Genomic DNA, 16,468 nt, shown 5'->3' with positions numbered 1-16,468 from the left:
CCCGAAACCCGCTCGACAGCGCGGTATCCGGCCTGCGATTCTGCCCACATGACCGACACCCCACTACCCGAGATCCCCGACGGTTACGAGGTCTCCACCGAGACCGCCCGCATCGACGCCGCCCGCGTGCACACCTGGCTGTCCACCGACTCGTACTGGGCCATGGGCAGAACCCGCGAGCTGCAGGACCGCGCCATCGCGGAATCACTCAATTTCGGAGTGTACGAACGTGTTTCGGGTGAGCAGGTCGCCTACGCGCGCGTGATCACCGACCGGACGACCTTCGCGTGGCTGTGCGATGTGTACGTGGATCGCGCGGTACGCGGCAAGGGGGTCGGCGTCGCGCTGGTCGCCGCGATCCGCGACCACCTCGCCCCCGACAACCTGCGCCGCGTCGTGCTCGCCACCCACGACGCCCACGGCCTCTACGAGAAGTTCGGCTTCGAAACCCTCACCGACCCGGACAAGTGGATGGTGCTCGGCCGCCCGGTGAACGCTCCCGGCTAGACGAACCCTTCCTCGACGAGGTCGAACCCGTCCGGCCGAACCCGATGCCGTTGGCCCGAACCACCGGCCACCCGGCACCAGCTGGATACCTCGAGTTCGTCCGCATCGGCGACCAGCTCGATCGCGAAGCCGCCGTACATGCCCGGAATCGCCGCCCACAGCGTCGCGCCCGGGTACTCGAGCAGCGGTGTCAGCGGCGGCGGTCGGAAGCCGCACTTCCGGCACAGGTCCAGCACTCGCCCCAGAATCACGGCGTGCAGCTGGCATTCGAGCTGAGCCGGCACCGTCGCGTCGACCTCGCGCACCAACCGGGGCGCGAGCAGACCCGCCAGCTGATCCTTACCGCGCGCGGCCGCGATGTCCGCGGCGGTATCGCCGTCGGCGGTCCGCAGGGTCCGCCATGCCCCGAGCCCGAGCAGTCGTTCGACGACCGACTCCGGCGCACCGTGCCATGCGGCTTGATGCAGCGGCGCGAAACCCGAACTGCCGGCGTCGGCCAACCGGTCACGCGCGGCTATCTCCTTGTCATCGAAGAAGTTTCGCCGATACCAGCCCCACCACACCATCTCCACGAGCACAACATAGCCACCGGCTCGACCACCGTTCCAGCAGTGGTCGCACGGCCTCCACAAGGCGGCCCTCCACTCGAAACGCCGCGGCAATCACCGGTCACCGGAGAAACCTTCGACGCATCGGAGACACGAAACATCAGAAGGCGAGCGCGGACCAGGGGACCTCGATCGGGAAAGGTTGAGGGAATGACACCGTGCCGTCGGCATCGTTGATCCACTCATCGACGAGTCGATAGTCGACAGGGTGCAGTGGACCACCTAGACAACGGTGTATCAAGAAGTCCGGGGTGACAAAGTCCGACTTTCCGGTCGAACCGAGGAACACGGTCGTCTCGAGATTGGCGACCCAGCAACGGTCAGGGTGCCCCGCCATGTCGTCTCCCGCGGACCGCTCCAGCGCATTGGTCAGCCGACGCATGAAGATCTGATGCTCGCCGGGGCCACGCCGCAGCCAGACGACCCGACCCTCCCAGAGCTCGATCTGGCCGGCGATCTCATCCGGAAGTTGCCCCAACTGCTCCCACGTCATGAATTCGGGCAGGTCAGGACGGCCGATACCGGGCAGGGGTATGCCGCCATCATAGGTGAATCGACCGCCTCGATCAGCGGCAACGACGACCTGCCATACCACGGTGCACAGCCCACCCGAACAGAAGTCGCCGTAGCGGTGTCAGCAGGGCGCGGGCTACGACATCTCTCGCGAGACGCAAGCGGCCCCGCCCGGGATACCCGGACGGGGCCGCAGTGCGCTCAGCGCCTCAGCGATTTATCCCTTGTGGGACTTCACGGCCTCGGTCAGCTGCGGGGCGACGTTGAACAGGTCGCCCACGATGCCGTAGTCCGCGATCTCGAAGATCGGGGCCTCTTCGTCCTTGTTGACCGCGACGATGGTCTTCGAGGTCTGCATGCCGGCGCGGTGCTGGATGGCGCCGGAGATGCCCAGGGCGATGTAGAGCTGCGGGGAGACCGTCTTACCGGTCTGACCGACCTGGAACTGGCCCGGGTAGTAGCCCGAGTCGACGGCGGCACGCGAGGCGCCGACGGCGGCACCGAGCGAGTCGGCCAGCGCCTCGACGACCGCGAAGTTGTCGGCGGAACCGACACCACGACCACCGGAGACGACGATGCTCGCCTCGGTCAGCTCCGGACGGTCGCCGCCCACGATCGGCTCACGCGAGACGACCTTGACGACGCCGTCTTCCTGGGCCGGAACCTCGACGACGACCTGCTCGCCCGCACCGGCCTGCGCGACCGTCTCGATGGCGCCCGGACGGATCGAGATCACCGGCACGTCGCCGGTGGCCTTGGCGTCGACGGTGAACGCGCCACCGAAGATGGAGTGCACGGCCGAGCCGTCGGCGTTGACGCCGATGACGTCGACGAGCAGGCCGGAGCCGATGCGCGCGGCGAGGCGGCCCGACACCTCCTTGCCCTCGGCGGTGGCGGCGACCAGCACGGCGGCGGGCGAGGCGGACTCGACCAGGCCGGCCAGCACGTCGACCTTCGGGGTGACCAGGAAGCCGTCGACGTCGTCGGACTCGGCGACGTAGATCTTCTCGGCACCGGCGGCGGCCAGCGCGGAGGCCAGCTTGTCGGCGGTACCGGCCGGGCCGGTCACGACGGCGGCGGGCTCGCCCAGGGTACGGGCGGCGGTGAGCAGTTCGGTGCTGACCTTCTTCACGGCACCGTCGGCGTGCTCGATGAGCACAAGTACTTCAGCCATTGTTCTTTCTCCTTCGAAGTCTCGGACGGGGCCGGATCAGATGATCTTCTGACCGATGAGGTAGGTGGCGATCTGGTTGCCGCCCTCACCCTCGTCCGCGATCTTCTCGCCCGCGGTGCGGGCAGGCTTCGGGGTGGAGCCGGTGACCTGGGTGCCGGCGTTGGCCACGCCCACGGTCGACGGGTCGATGCCCAGATCGGCCAGGGTGAAGACCTGAACTTCCTTCTTCTTCGCGGCCATGATGCCCTTGAAGGACGGGAAGCGCGGCTCGTTGATCTTCTCGGTGACCGAGACGATGGCGGGCAGGGACGCCTCGAGCTTGAAGACGCCCTCGTCGGTCTCGCGCTCGCCGGTGATCTTGTCGCCGTCGACGGCCAGCTTGCGCAGGTGCGTCAGCTGCGGGATGCCCAGGTACTCGGCGATGATCGCCGGCACGGCACCCGCGCGACCGTCGGTGGCCTCGTTGCCGGCGATGACCAGCTCGACGCCCTCGACCTGGCCCAGCGCGCCGGCCAGCACCCACGCGGTCTGCACGGCGTCGGAGCCGTGGATCGCCGGGTCGTTGATGTGGATGGCCTTGTCGGCACCCATGGACAGCGCCTTGCGGATGGCCTCGGTGGCGCGATCCGGACCGGCGGCCAGCACGGTGACCTCGCCGCCCTGCGCCTCCTTGATCAGCAGCGCTTCCTCGACGGCGCGCTCGTTGATCTCGTCGAGGACGGCGTCGGCGGCCTCGCGGTCGAGGGTGTAGTCACCATCGGTCAGCTTGCGCTCGGACCAGGTGTCGGGAACCTGCTTGATGAGTACGACGATGTTCGGCATCGGTCTTCGTCGACCTCCTTCTGGGTACACGTGTGTGGTGGCCGCACGAGCTGGGCCGTACGTCCGTGTGAGTAGCTCAGAGCGGAACACTACCCTACGCTAAGTTACTCGTGGGTAACCTACATGCACAAGGGGTTCGGAACCGATCCCTGAGTCCTGGGGGAACCGGCGGTACCAGTAACGTCGGAGAAATGAGCGAGGCTGTGATCCCTGCCGCACCTGTGGCCGCCACACATGAACCACTGCCGCTGACCGGTGAGCGGACCGTGCCCGGCATCGCCGAGGAGAACTACTGGTTCCGTCGGCACGAGATCGCCTATGCCCGCCTGCTCGACCGGTGCACCGGCAAGACCGTGCTCGAGGCGGGTTCGGGCGAGGGCTACGGCGCCGACATGATCGCCGGCGTGGCCGCGCGTGTCGTCGGCGTGGACTACGACGACGGCGCCGTCGCGCACGTGCGCGCGCGCTACCCGCGGGTCGAGATGATCCAGGGCAATCTCGCCGAGCTGCCACTCGACGACGAATCCGTCGATGTCGTCGTGAATTTCCAGGTCATCGAGCACCTCTGGGACCAGGCGCAGTTCCTGCGCGAGTGCCTGCGGGTGCTGCGCCCGGGCGGGCAGCTGCTGATCAGCACCCCGAACCGGATCACCTTCTCCCCCGGTCGCGACACCCCGCTCAACCCGTTCCACACCCGCGAGCTCAACGCCGCCGAGCTGACCGAACTGCTGGTCGAGGCCGGTTTCACGGTCACCGAGATGCTCGGCGTGCACCACGGCGCGAGCCTGAAAGCGTTGGACGCCAAGCACGGCGGGTCCTTCATCGACGCCCAGATCGAGCGCGCGCTGGCCGGTGAGCCGTGGCCCGCCGACCTGACCGCCGACGTCGCCGCCGTCACCATCGACGATTTCGACCTGCGCGCGGGTGAGATCGACGCGAGCCTGGACCTGGTCGCGATCGCCGAGAAGGCAAGCGCCGCAAAGGCAAGCGCCGCAAAGGCACGGCCTTGACCGATTCGCGCTCCGCCCGGTCCGGCTCCGTGCCGGGCCAGTTCACGCTCGTCCTGCACTCCCACCTGCCTTGGCTGGCCCATCACGGACGCTGGCCGGTCGGCGAGGAATGGCTCTATCAGTCCTGGGCCGCGTCCTACCTGCCCGTGGTCCGGGTCCTGAAAAACCTTGCGGCCGAAGGCCGTACACACCTGCTGAGCCTGGGCATCACCCCCGTGCTGGCCGCCCAGCTCGACGATCCGCACTGCCTGGCGGGCATGCACCACTGGCTGGGCAACTGGCAGTTGCGCGCCGACGAGGCGTCCATGTCCGGCAACGTGGCGCTGGGCAGGCACGAACATCGGCTCGCCGCAACGGCGTTGGCCGAGTTCGAGCGGGACTGGCGGCACGGCAGCGCGCCGGTGTGGCGCTCGCTCATCGACGCCGACGCGATCGAGCTGCTCGGCGGCCCGCTGGCGCATCCGTTCCAGCCGCTGCTCGACGAGCGACTTCGGCAGTTCCAGCTCACCGAGGGCCTGGCCGACGCGCGCCTGCGCTGGGGCACCACCCCCACCGGCATCTGGGCACCCGAGTGCGGCTACACCCCCGGCATGGAGCGGAACTACGACGCCGCGGGTGTGACGCATTTCATGGTCGACGGCCCGTCGCTGCGCGGTGACACCACCCTCGGCAGACCCGTTCGCGACGCCGACGTGCTCGCGTTCGGCCGCGATCTCCAGGTGAGCTACCGGGTGTGGTCGCCGAAACAGGGCTATCCGGGCCAGAGCGCCTACCGCGATTTCCACCACTACGACCACGCGACCGGTCTCAAACCGTCCCGGGTGACCGGCAAGACCGTCGCCGGTCCTGACAAGGCCCCTTACGATCCGGAGCTCGCCGCCACCGCCATCACCCGCGACGTCGCCGACTTCGTCGAGACCGTGCGCGCCCGGCTGATCGAGGAGTCCACGCGGATCGGCAGGCCCGCCCTCGTGGTGGCCGCCTTCGACACCGAGCTGTTCGGTCACTGGTGGCACGAGGGTCCCGCCTGGCTCGAACAGGTGCTGCGCGCGCTGCCCGAAGCGGGCGTCACCGTCGGCACCCTCGCCGACGCCCGCGACAACGGCTTCGTGGGCGAACCCGTGCAGCTCAACGACTCGTCGTGGGGTTCCGGCAAGGACTGGCGGGTGTGGGCGGGCGACCAGGTCGCCGACCTCGTCGAGCTCAACGCCGACGTCGTCCGGCTGGCGCTGGACACCCTCGACAAGGTCGGCCGGGACGGTTCGCTGCGCGATCCGGTCGCCGATCAATTGCTGCGCGAGGCGATTCTCACCGTCTCCAGCGACTGGGCCTTCATGGTCTCCAAGGACTCCGCCGCCGGGTACGCCCGGGATCGGGCACACGAGCACGCGCACGCGGTCCGCGAACTCGCCGAGGCCATCGGGGCCGGCCAGTTCGCCAAAGCGGCCCGTCTCGCGGCAGGATGGAACCTGGCCGACGGATTCTTCCCTGGTCTGGACGCGCGGCGGTTGCCGAGCGCTGTCCCGTCGGCCGCCGCTGAAGGATTCGCATGAAGATTTTGATGGTGTCGTGGGAGTACCCGCCGGTCGTGGTCGGCGGGCTCGGTCGACATGTCCATCACCTGACGGTGGAGCTGGCCGCCGCCGGTCACGAGGTCGTGGTGCTGGCGCGCAGGCCCACGGGCACCGACTCGATCACCCACCCCACGCACTCCTACATCGCCGACGGCGTACTCGTCGTCGCGGTGGCCGAGGACCCGCCCTGCTTCGACTTCGGCGAGGACATGCTCGCCTGGACGCTGGCGATGGGGCACGCGATGGTCCGCGCCGGTGTCGCCCTGGGCAAGCCGGGCGTCGGCGAGGGCTGGACGCCCGATGTGGTGCACGCGCACGACTGGCTCGTCGCGCACCCCGCCATCGCGCTGGCCGAGTACTACGACGTGCCGCTGGTGGCGACCATCCACGCCACCGAAGCCGGTCGCCACAGCGGCTGGGTGTCCGGCCGGGTCAACAAGCAGGTCCACTCGGTCGAGTGGTGGCTGACCAACGAGGCCGATCAGCTGATCACCTGCTCGAGCTCGATGCAGGACGAGGTGGAACGGCTCTACGGGCCCGAGCTCGCGCCGATCACGGTGATCCGCAACGGCATCGACGTGGGCGCGTGGACTTTCCGGCCGCGCGCACCGCGCTCCGGGCCGCCGAAGCTGCTCTACGTCGGCAGGCTCGAGTACGAGAAGGGCGTGCAAGACGCCATCGCGGCGCTGCCCCGCATCCGGCGCGCCCACCCCGGGACCACCCTGACCGTGGCCGGTGTCGGCACCCAGTTCGACTGGCTGCGGGAACGGGCGCGGGTGCATCGCGTGGCCAGGGCGGTGCAGTTCGTCGGCAGTCTCGGGCACTCGGAGCTGCTGGGCTGGCTGCACGGCGCGGACGCCATCGTGCTGCCGAGCCGGTACGAGCCGTTCGGCATCGTCGCCCTGGAAGCGGCCGCGGCGGGTGTTCCGCTGATCGCCTCCACCGCGGGCGGGCTCGGTGAGGCCGTCATCGACGGGGTCACCGGCGCCTCCTTCGAACCGGCCGACGTGGACGGCATCGTCGACGCCACCCGTGCCGTCCTCGACGACCCCGCGACCGCCCAGGACCGCGCCTACAACGCCCGCGAACGGCTCACCGCCGACTTCGCCTGGGACGTGGTCGCCGCGGAGACCGCGCAGGTCTACTCGGCCGCCAAACGCCGGGTGCGCACCTCGCTGGGCCGTCCCGACATCGTGGAACGTCCGCTGCCCGAGCGCGACCCGAAGTAGGCAGCTCCAGTTCACCCACAACGCATGACGCCGGGGTCCTCCCCCGGCTCTACCGTCGCTGGTGCCGACCACCACGACGAAGGAGCCGATCATGCCCCTGGAACCGATTCCGCACCTGCCCGCCGCCACCATCGGCCTGCGCGCGACCGGCACCGTCACCGCCGAGGACTACACCACCGTCCTCGACCCGGCGATCGACGCGGCCCTCCAGCACGAACAGCCGATCAACCTCGTCTACGTCCTCGGCCCCGACTTCGACCGCTACTCCCTCGACGCCATGTGGCAGGACCTGAAACTCGTCCGCGTCCCCCGCAGCGCCTGGGGCCGCATCGCCCTGGTCACCGACCACAAGGCCCTCGGCGAAGCCGTCCACCTCTTCGGCTTCCTCATCCCCGCCGAAGTCCGAGTCTTCCCCGTCACCGCCGAACCCGACGCCATCGCCTGGGCGGGATGACAATCGTCGTCGCTGGTCACGATAGTTCCGCCCATCTAAACGTGAGTTGTGTAACACCTGCGGTCTCAGCACCGACATTCCTCGGCATCGCCGCTGAATCGTGGTGTGCGGTAAGGGGGTCAGCGGGTGGGTCGGCTGCATCGCCTTGCGGGTGAGTGTCGTGCCGAGCCTCGGAGGGTGAGCTGCTGTGTCGTCTTCGCTGTTGTCCAAGGGCCAGAACATCGCACTGCCGGAGGATGTCGACCGTATCGACATCCTGATCGGCTGGCCGGAGCCGGCGGTCGAAGTCGACGCTTCGGCACTGCTACTCGGCACCGACCGCAGGGTCGGCTCGGACGCGGACTTCGTGTTCTACAACCAGCCCGAATCCCCCGACGGGTCGGTGCGATTTCTCGGGACGAGCGTGACCGAGGAGGGTATGCAAGCCAGGGTCTCGATCGACCTCGCCACCGTTCCGGATCGGGTGCACACCATCGCCCTGGCGGGCAGTGTCGGCGCGGGAACATTCGGTGACCTCGGCAAGCTCGCTCTCCATGTCATCGATCCGGCCGGGGGATCGCTGGCCGAGTATCTGACCGCCGACGCCGACACCGAATCGGCGTTCGTGTTCGGGGAGGTCTACCGCAGGGACGGCGGGTGGAAGGTCCGCGCGGTCGGCCAGGGCTGGGATTCGGGACTGAGTGGGCTGGCAACAGATTTCGGTGTGTCGATCGATGACGCCGAACCGTCACCGGCCGAAGCGCCGGTCGAACCGGCACAACCCGCGCCTGCACCGAAACCCGCTCGGGTCGGCGGTGTCCGTACCGCCAAGCGTCCGGTCCGCAAGGTCAAGCCGATCGAATTCCGGCAGGCCGAGGCCGAGGGATGGCAACCCGCGCGGCTGTTCTCGGTGATCGGCGTCGGCGCGGGCGAAGAGCAGGAACGGCGCACGACCTCGGCGTTGATCGCGACCATGCAGGCGGTGCGACCGTTCGCCCGCGCCGTCTGCGCCAGGATGGGCGCCCCCGCAGGCGCATTCGAGGGCTACATCGAAGTCCAGTACGAGGCGGGCGACTCGAAGGTCGTCCCGGATGCCGTGCTGAAAGTGAGCCGGGGAAGCAGACAGTGGACCGGGCTGCTCGAGGTGAAAACCGGCAGCGGCAAGCTCAGGAAGGACCAGCTCGAGAGCTATCTCGACATCGCACGGCGGAAGAAGTACGACGTCGTCGTGAGTTTGTCCAATGACATTCCCGCCAGCCCGGGCGAGCTCCCGGTGCAGGTCGACCGCCGCAAACTGACGAAAGTCGCCCTGCGCCATCTGTCCTGGGCCGAGATCGCCCACGAGGCCAGGATGCTGCTCTCACACGGTGATATCGACGACCCGCTGCAGTCCTGGATACTGGCCGAGTTCCTGCGCTTCCTCGACCATCCACGGTCGGGCGCTGCGGAATTCGTCGACATGGGCAGGCATTGGGTGACCGTCCGCGATGCCGTGACCGCGGGCACCTTGCGCGCAGGTGATCAGAAAGCGCTGGCGGTAGCCGATACGTGGGTATCGCTGAGCAGGCACCTGGCCCTGCGACTCACCGCGGAGCTCGGCGTCGAGGTCAAACACGTGCTCGCCCGCAAGTATCGGGCCGATCCCGCGGCTCGCGCGGCAGCTGTCGCCGAACGGTTGGCCACCGACGGCTCCTTCGAGGCCGTGCTGCGAATCCCCGACACCGCGGGCGAACTGACCATCGTCGCCGATGTCCGCACCAACAAGGTGCGCTGCCGCACCACTATCGCCGCACCGGACGAAGGAACGGCTGCCCGGCGGGTCTCGTGGCTGACCAAGCAACTCACCGACGCCCCGGGCCGCCTCCAGATCGAAGCCGTGTTCGCCGAACGTGGCAACGAGACCTGTGAACTGCTCGACACGGTCCGCGCGAACCCGAGGTCCCTCACCGAAGGACGCACCGCCCCGATCGTCTCGTTCACCCTCGAACACACCTTCCCGATGGGTAGCAAACGCTCCGGCACCGCCGCCAGCTTCATCACCAGCGTCACCTCGGCCACCGATGCCTTCTACGGCACGGTGGTGCAGCCGCTCCGCGAATGGGTGCCTGCCGCCCCGATCCAGGCCGACATCGCCCCTGCCGAACCGGCCGAATAGGCATTCGCTGGGACCGCCCCAGCCCGAGTCGGCGACGAACTCAGGCTGGGGGAATGCCGCCACTGTGGTAGCGGGTGGCGGCGTTCCAGAGGAAGAAGCTGTCGATGCCGGTGTCTCGGGTGGCGTCGATCTGGGCGCGGAGTTCGGCGTCGCCGTAGGGGACGCCGAGGCTGAAGTCCTGGAGCCAGGGGATGACCTTCGCGCCGGTGCCCGCGGTGCTGGTCCGGAAGTCGTGCAGGGAGCGGGCGATGATGTCGTAGGGCTGGGCGTTGGGGTCGGGGACGCCGTATTCGCCGGAGTTCCAGTGGGAGGGGTAGAGCATGGGGGCGACGAAGTCGACGTTGCGGGCCATCCGGGGGATGTCCTGGGCGATCTGCTCGGGGCGGGTGGCGGCGATGCCGTAGACCGCGGCGCTCAGGTGCGCACCGGCGAGGTGGACGGGGTAGCGGCTCTCGGCGAGGAAGCCGGCGACCGCGTCGGTGGGGGTGCCGGCGAGGCCGGGGAAATGCATGCTGGTCAGGCTGCCGTCGGGGCGGCGGACATAGTCGTACATGACGCCGTCGAAGCCGAGCCGGGCGGCTTCGACCGCCAGATCGATGGTGTAGCGACGGATGTCGGGATGCGCGACATTGGTGAAGGCGATCGGGCCGTAATGGCTGGAATAGGGCTGTCCGGACGGGTTCTGGACCACCCAGTCGGGCCGGCCGTTGTGCCAGGCCCACGCGGCGACGGTCGGATCGCGGAAGGCGACGATGCGCCCGACCACCTGCAGGCCCAGCTCGTGTAGCTGCCGCAGGGCCGACGGCGCGTCGTAGATATCGGCGACGGCACCGGACTCGCGGGCCAGCGGGACCTGGGAGTCGTAACCGACGACGCCGTCCTCGTCCTTGATATCGAGCTGCACGGTGTCGATGCGGCCCTCGCGCGCGAGATCGAGCACGGCCTCGCGCAGCCCCTCGTGCGACCAGGCGTGCGCGGTGACGTGCACCGCCCGCATCCGCGGCAGCGCGACCGCCGAGACCGCGATCGCGCTGCTCCGGTTACCGGCCGCGTCCACCGCGACGACCTCGACGGCGGGCGCCCACGGCACCGAGATCTCGAAGGTGCCGTCCGCGGCGGGTGTCACCGCATCGGTGCCGATCGACACGCGGACCGCGTCGACGGCCTTGCCGCGCAACACGATCGGTGCGCGATAGGACCGCGCGAGCTCCGCTGGTGCGACCTCGAGCACCGGCGGCACGGTATCGGCCGACGGCTCGGAAGCCGTTCTGCTCAGCGCGAATCCCGCCACCATCGCCACGATGACCATCGCGAGGACAGCACCCGAGGCGATCGTCGCCCACCGCCGCCGCTCGCCCGACCGGATCCGCAATCCCAACGCCCGCACCAACTTCCACTACCGTTCGCCAGGCCACTATGGCGCAGTCGCGCGGACTGTCCGCGGGTTATCGCAAGATCGGGGGAAAACCTGCGCCGCCGCGTAATATCGCCGCGATGACCGGCGGTTCGAACGTTGCCCTGCGACTCGCGCCCGCGCTGGTGCTGATCACCGCGCTCACCGCCTGCGCGACACCGCAGGCAGCGGCCCCGGCACCACCACCGGCGACGACGGCGAAACCCGTACCGCCGGATCCGGCCGAGATCGCCGCCAACGAACTGGGATTCGTCCCGGTGCTGATGTATCACCAGATCACCCCGCACCCGGCCGGTGAATACGACCAGACCCCGGCCGAGTTCCGGGACGAGCTGGAACGGCTCTATCGCGAGGGCTACCGTCCGGTGACCGCCGCGAGCTACCTCGCCGGCGATCTCGACCTGCCCGCGGGCACGCACCCGGTCGTGCTCACCTTCGACGATTCCACCGGCAGCCAGCTCTCGTTCACCGACAGCGGTGCCGTGTCCCCCGACAGCGCCGCGGGGATCCTGGCCGAATTCGGCGCCCGCTACCCGGATTTCCGACCGGTCGCCACCTTCTACGTCAACAACGACCCGTTCGGCGGCGACCCGCGAGCGCTGCCCTGGCTGGCGGCCCACGGCCACGAGATCGGCGCGCACACCGCCGATCACGCGAATCTCGCGACCCTGGACGCCGACGGCGTGCAACGCGAACTGGCGCACAACGTCCGCGCGATCACCACGGCCGCGCCGGGAGTCGCCGTGCGCACCATGGCCTTACCGCTGGGCATCTACCCGCGCGAGCGCGCGCTGGCCGCAGAGGGCAGCTGGGACGGGACCGGCTACCGCTTCGAGGCCGTCATGCTGGTCGGCGCCGGCCCGGCCCCGGCACCGTACGGCGCGATCGACCCGCTCGCCGTGCCGCGCATCCGATCCGGCCGGGGCGCGGTCCCGTTCGACTCGGGCTACTGGCTGGACCGGCTGGCCGCGCACCCGGAGCAGCGCTACACCGCCGACGGCGACCCGGCCCGCGTCTCGTTCCCCCGCCACCTCACGGCGGAGATCGGCGCGCGCTGGGCGGACCGGAGCAACCCGTACTGACGGTCGATCAGGCGTCGGGGGTGAAGGTGAAGATCTCGCCGACGCGGGTGGCGACGACGACCTCACCCTTCGGCCCGACGGAGGTGCCGGTGGTGGTGCCGGTGGCGCCCGGCAGCACATCGGAGTCGACGGTGTTGCCGGTGGCGGTGTCGAAGGTGATCAGGCTCAGGCCCGCGCCGATGGCGGCGACGGTGTAGCCGATACCGCCCGCGGTCTGGGCGGGGGTGCCGCGCAGGGTCAGGTCCTTGCGCTCCCAGGCGGGCTCGGCGCGGTCACCACGGTCGTGCACGGCCATCAGGTAACCGTCGTCGCCGGCGGGAATGATCAGGTCGTCGACCACGGAGATGCCGCCGCTGGGCGTCCAGCCGAGCGCGTGGGTCCAGCGGGTGCTGCCGTCCTCGGCGTTCACCGCGATCAGGCGGCCGCTGTTGTCGCCGATGTAGACGGTGTCGCCGTCACCGGAGAGGGTGGGGCTGGTGGCGCTGCCACCGGTGAGCATGTCGGCGCTCCACTCCTGGACGACCTTGCCGTCGGCGTAGCGCATCGACCGCAGCGAGGCGGCCGCCTTGCCCGGCTCCCACACGGTGACGAAGAACCGACCCGACTCGGCGTCGACGGCGGTGGTGTTGGCGACCGCGCAGCGCGGGCCGCCGGTCCGGCAGTCGCCCAGGCCGTCGCCGGAGGCCGGGCGGGTCAGGCCCGGCAGCTGCAGGAAGTCGGGCTCGCCGAGCAGTTGCAGGGTCGGCACCTCGCGGCCGCCGGTCTGGCGGCTCAGGATGTCGACCTGACCGGACTGGGTCACCGTCAGCACGCGGCCGTCACCGGTGAACTGGATCGCCACCGGGACACCGGCCACCGGCGTGCGCCAGCGGGGCTGGCCGAGATAGTTGAAGGAGTTCACCGCGCCGTCGTCGCCGACGTAGACGTTGCTGACGCCGTCGACCACGGTCGGCGCCTCGATCGTCGACGGGCCGAGCGGGTTGCAGAAGCGCTTGCGGCCGGTGCGCATCTGGAAGGAGAAGATCGCGCAGTTGCCGGTGCTCGAGGTGACGAACATCTGACCCTCGGAGCCGATCGTCAGCGGCTGGGCGATCGGGCCGCCCACCGGACGTGACCAGCTCAGCGTCATCGCGTCCGCGCCGGCCACCGGGCTCGCCCCGCCGTTGCGGCCGTCGTGATGGGCTGCGGGCCAGCCTTTTCCGCCGCCGACGGTGATGTCGTCCACATCGGTGCCGCATCCTGCCAACGCCACCACACCGGCGGCAGCGAGCGAGGCCGCGACGCGAGTCCGAGTTCGCACCTGCTGATCTCCCTGGGTAATCGAGCCGATGATCGGGGTATCGCACGGTAGGCGTGCGCTCCGAAAGTACTCTGTGTAACCGACGACCGAATCCCCGGGGCTGGCCCGGTGCGATCACGACGGGAGAGTACTTCGTGACGAGCATGTGGGGCGCGCCGCTGAGCGCGCGCTGGCGTGGTTCCCGCCGCCGCGATCCGCAGCAGGCGCGGTTCCTGACCAAGGACTCGCTGCGCTGGGTGCTCGCCAACCGCGCGTACACCCCCTGGTACCTGGTGCGGTACTACCGGCTGGCCAAGTTCCGCCTGGCCAACCCGCACATCGTGCTGCGCGGGATGGTGTTCCTCGGCCGCAATGTGGAGATCCACGCGACGCCGGAATTCGCCCGCATGGAGATCGGCCGCTGGGTGCACATCGGGGACGGCAACGCCATCCGCTGCCACGAGGGTTCCCTGCGCATCGGCGACAAGGTGGTCTTCGGCAAGGACAACGTCGTCAACACCTACCTCGACATCGAGATCGGCGAGTCCACGCTGGTCGCCGACTGGTGCTACATCTGCGACTTCGACCACAAGATGGACGACATCACCCTGCCCATCAAGGACCAGGGCATCGTCAAGAGCCCGGTCCGGATCGGCCCCGACACCTGGATCGCGGCCAAGGTGACCGTGCTGCGCGACACCCGTGTCGGCCGTGGCTGTGTGCTCGGCGCGCACGCCGTGGTCCGCGGTGACGTCCCGGACTACAGCATCGCCGTCGGCGCCCCGGCCAAGGTCGTCAAGAACCGCAAGGTCGCCTGGGACGCGAGCGCCGAGGAGCGCGAGGCCTACCTGGCCGCGCTGGCCGATATCGAGCGCAAGAAGAACGCCGCCGCCGCGCAGGCCTGACGTCGTCGCGGCGCGCTGCGATGGTGCGTGTCGGTGGCGGTCGGTACGGTCGGCTCCGTGGAGAGCTATGCGGCGCTGCTGCGGGGGATCATGCCGACCAACCCGAACATGCGCAACGAGAAGTTGCGCGGGGTGCTGGAAGGGCTCGGGTTCGACAAGGTGGCCTCGGTGCTCACGAGCGGCAATCTGGTGTTCCGCACCGATGACGATCCCGCCGACCTCGAGGACCGCATCCAGGAGGCGCTGGCGGCCGAGCTCGGCATTCCCGGCGGCACCATCATCCGCAGCCATCGGGTGCTGCGCACGCTGCTCGATCGCGACCCGTTCGAGGGGCTCCCGCACGAGCGCGGCTCGTATCTGACGGTCACCTTCTTCAAGCACGAGATGCGCGAGGCGGACCTGTCCTCGTTCGACGACGATCCGCTGACCCGCGTCATCGGCTACGACCGCGACGCCCGCGCGTTCCTGACCGTCATCGACAACAGCACCGGCGCGACGCCGGACTTCATGGCCCGCCTGGAGAAGACCTACGGCAAGGACATCACCACCCGCACCTGGCTCACGGTGCAGCGAGTGGTGAAGAAGATCGAGGGCTAGGCCGCCGCGGCGACCGCGGTGCACACGAACACGACGCCCGCCCGGCCGATCCGGGTGACGACCAGGGTGTACGGAACCGAGCCGCGCGGCTTGAGCTTCTTGCGCAGCGCGTCGGGGTCGAGATCGATACCGCGGACCAGGATCTCGAGCGAGCCGCAGTCGCGCCGGGACAGCTCCTGCCGCAGGGTCTTCTCGCGCAGTTCGAACCGGTCCTCGATGCGGAAGCCGCGCAGGCCCGCCGGGACCGTGTCGCCGGTGAGGTAGGCGATCTGCGGATCGAGCTGCCAGAGACCGTGTTTCGCGGCGTAATGGCGGACCAGGCCCGCGCGCACGATCGCGCCGTCGGGGTCGACGATCCACTCACCGGGGGCGCGTTCGGGGATGTCGTCGGGGTCGGCGTCGGTGAGCGTGGTCGCGCCGCCCCGGGAATCGAGCACGGTGGCGCGCCGGGTGATGCCGGGTTCGGTCAGCCCGGGCGACCACAGGCAGGCCTCGCGGACCGCGCCGTCGAGGGAGACGATCTCGATCTCGCCGTCCCAGCCGAGGCGGTCGAAGTCCAGACCGGGCGCGGACTTCACCGCGATGTCGCGACCCGCGTACGCGGCCAGCAGGTCGGGCAGCGGAGGCTGGAGTTTCGCGGGGTCGTAGGTGCGCCTGCCGTCGGCTCGGCGCGCCGGGTCGGCGATGATCACGGTATCGCGGGTGGTCGGGGTGAGGGCGTCGGCTTTCGCCAACACGATGTTGCGCCGCCGTGTCGACGAGGTCTCGGGGGCGCCCGGCGCGGCGTCGGGGGCGGCGGGTGGTTCGGCGTCGACCGCGGTCGCGCGGAGCGACACGGCGCCGAGATTGTGGGCCGCCATCGCCAGCCGCACGTCGTCGAGATCGCTGCCGATCACCGCCGGGCACACGGCCGACAGCTCGGCCAGCTCGGCGCCGATCGAACAGGTGACGTCGTGCACGGCCCTACCGGCCAGCCGGGCCGCCCGGTGCCGAGCGACCAGCGCGGGTGTCGCCTGCTGCAACGCGTCGTCGGTGAACAGCCAGTCGGCGGCCGCGGGCAGCTTCACCGCGGCCTTGCGCCGCAACCGCACCGTCTCGATCAGCGCGGCGGCCTGCTCCGGAAACGAGCGACGCACCTGCTCGATATCGCGCAGGTGCGTCGCCGG

16 protein-coding genes are annotated in these 16,468 nt (G+C 69.7%); 9 read left to right on the top strand and 7 right to left on the bottom strand.

Going from position 1 to position 16,468, the window contains the following annotated elements:
* Positions 1-48 precede the first annotated feature (48 nt).
* On the top strand, positions 49-507 hold the full coding sequence (locus V8688_RS12265; protein WP_218719316.1) for a GNAT family N-acetyltransferase: 459 nt from the start codon (positions 49-51) through the stop codon (positions 505-507).
* On the opposite strand, the gene V8688_RS12260 is transcribed toward V8688_RS12265, so the two are convergent.
* The 4 genes from V8688_RS12260 to V8688_RS12245 all read right to left on the bottom strand — a co-directional run bounded on the left by V8688_RS12260 (position 504) and on the right by V8688_RS12245 (position 3,624).
* Positions 504-1,079 carry a hypothetical protein gene (locus V8688_RS12260; protein ID WP_316575684.1) on the bottom strand — a complete coding sequence of 192 codons (576 nt, stop codon included), beginning with the start codon at positions 1,077-1,079 and terminating at the stop codon, positions 504-506. The genes V8688_RS12265 and V8688_RS12260 overlap by 4 nt on opposite strands.
* Before the next feature lie 136 nt (positions 1,080-1,215).
* Positions 1,216-1,710 (bottom strand): hypothetical protein, encoded by a 495-nt coding sequence (locus V8688_RS12255; RefSeq protein WP_342800825.1) that lies wholly within the window; start codon positions 1,708-1,710, stop codon positions 1,216-1,218.
* A 135-nt stretch (positions 1,711-1,845) separates the two neighbouring features.
* The gene (locus tag V8688_RS12250; protein ID WP_218719314.1) at positions 1,846-2,802 is read right to left on the bottom strand and encodes an electron transfer flavoprotein subunit alpha/FixB family protein; all 957 of its coding nucleotides are present in this window, start codon (positions 2,800-2,802) and stop codon (positions 1,846-1,848) included.
* A 36-nt stretch (positions 2,803-2,838) separates the two neighbouring features.
* Positions 2,839-3,624 carry an electron transfer flavoprotein subunit beta/FixA family protein gene (locus V8688_RS12245; RefSeq protein WP_218719313.1) on the bottom strand — a complete coding sequence of 262 codons (786 nt, stop codon included), beginning with the start codon at positions 3,622-3,624 and terminating at the stop codon, positions 2,839-2,841.
* 191 nt (positions 3,625-3,815) lie between these two features.
* Here V8688_RS12245 and V8688_RS12240 point away from each other — a divergent pair, with 191 nt between their 5' ends.
* The 5 genes from V8688_RS12240 (at position 3,816) to V8688_RS12220 (ending at position 10,025) form a co-directional block, all read left to right on the top strand.
* The gene (locus V8688_RS12240; RefSeq protein ID WP_342800824.1) at positions 3,816-4,634 is read left to right on the top strand and encodes a methyltransferase domain-containing protein; all 819 of its coding nucleotides are present in this window, start codon (positions 3,816-3,818) and stop codon (positions 4,632-4,634) included.
* Positions 4,631-6,187, top strand: a complete 1,557-nt coding sequence (locus V8688_RS12235; protein ID WP_218719311.1) for a glycoside hydrolase family 57 protein — start codon at positions 4,631-4,633, stop codon at positions 6,185-6,187. The genes V8688_RS12240 and V8688_RS12235 overlap by 4 nt, the downstream gene beginning before the upstream one ends.
* On the top strand, positions 6,184-7,437 hold the full coding sequence (locus V8688_RS12230) for a glycosyltransferase family 4 protein (protein ID WP_342800823.1): 1,254 nt from the start codon (positions 6,184-6,186) through the stop codon (positions 7,435-7,437). Before V8688_RS12235 ends, V8688_RS12230 begins: the two co-directional genes overlap by 4 nt.
* A 91-nt stretch (positions 7,438-7,528) precedes the next feature.
* Complete coding sequence (locus tag V8688_RS12225; RefSeq protein ID WP_218719309.1) at positions 7,529-7,891, top strand: STAS/SEC14 domain-containing protein; 363 nt, start codon at positions 7,529-7,531, stop codon at positions 7,889-7,891.
* Between the two features lie 187 nt (positions 7,892-8,078).
* A complete protein-coding gene (locus V8688_RS12220; RefSeq protein ID WP_316575688.1) occupies positions 8,079-10,025 on the top strand; it encodes a TerD family protein in 1,947 nt (648 codons plus the stop codon).
* 40 nt (positions 10,026-10,065) lie between these two features.
* Here the strand turns inward: V8688_RS12220 and V8688_RS12215 are convergent, their stop codons facing one another.
* Positions 10,066-11,403, bottom strand: coding sequence for a putative glycoside hydrolase (locus V8688_RS12215; RefSeq protein ID WP_342800822.1), 1,338 nt, complete (start codon positions 11,401-11,403; stop codon positions 10,066-10,068).
* A gap of 116 nt (positions 11,404-11,519) precedes the next feature.
* Here V8688_RS12215 and V8688_RS12210 point away from each other — a divergent pair, with 116 nt between their 5' ends.
* Positions 11,520-12,521, top strand: a complete 1,002-nt coding sequence (locus V8688_RS12210) for a polysaccharide deacetylase family protein (RefSeq protein WP_342800821.1) — start codon at positions 11,520-11,522, stop codon at positions 12,519-12,521.
* Between the two features lie 7 nt (positions 12,522-12,528).
* Here the strand turns inward: V8688_RS12210 and V8688_RS12205 are convergent, their stop codons facing one another.
* Entirely contained in the window at positions 12,529-13,821 is a 1,293-nt protein-coding gene (locus tag V8688_RS12205; protein WP_316575690.1) for a PQQ-binding-like beta-propeller repeat protein, read from the bottom strand.
* A 134-nt stretch (positions 13,822-13,955) separates the two neighbouring features.
* Here V8688_RS12205 and V8688_RS12200 point away from each other — a divergent pair, with 134 nt between their 5' ends.
* Entirely contained in the window at positions 13,956-14,705 is a 750-nt protein-coding gene (locus V8688_RS12200) for an acyltransferase (RefSeq protein WP_218719306.1), read from the top strand.
* A gap of 57 nt (positions 14,706-14,762) precedes the next feature.
* Positions 14,763-15,302, top strand: coding sequence for a DUF1697 domain-containing protein (locus V8688_RS12195; protein ID WP_316575691.1), 540 nt, complete (start codon positions 14,763-14,765; stop codon positions 15,300-15,302).
* Here the strand turns inward: V8688_RS12195 and V8688_RS12190 are convergent.
* Positions 15,299-16,468, bottom strand: a 1,170-nt coding sequence (locus tag V8688_RS12190; protein ID WP_342800820.1) for a class I SAM-dependent methyltransferase, incomplete at its 5' end; no start/stop codon positions are given. The genes V8688_RS12195 and V8688_RS12190 overlap by 4 nt on opposite strands.

The sequence above is a fragment of the Nocardia sp. No.11 genome (assembly GCF_038752175.1).
In the GTDB taxonomy this organism is placed as follows: Bacteria; Actinomycetota; Actinomycetes; order Mycobacteriales; family Mycobacteriaceae; genus Nocardia; species Nocardia canadensis.
This window is presented reverse-complemented; position numbering and strand designations above follow the sequence as displayed.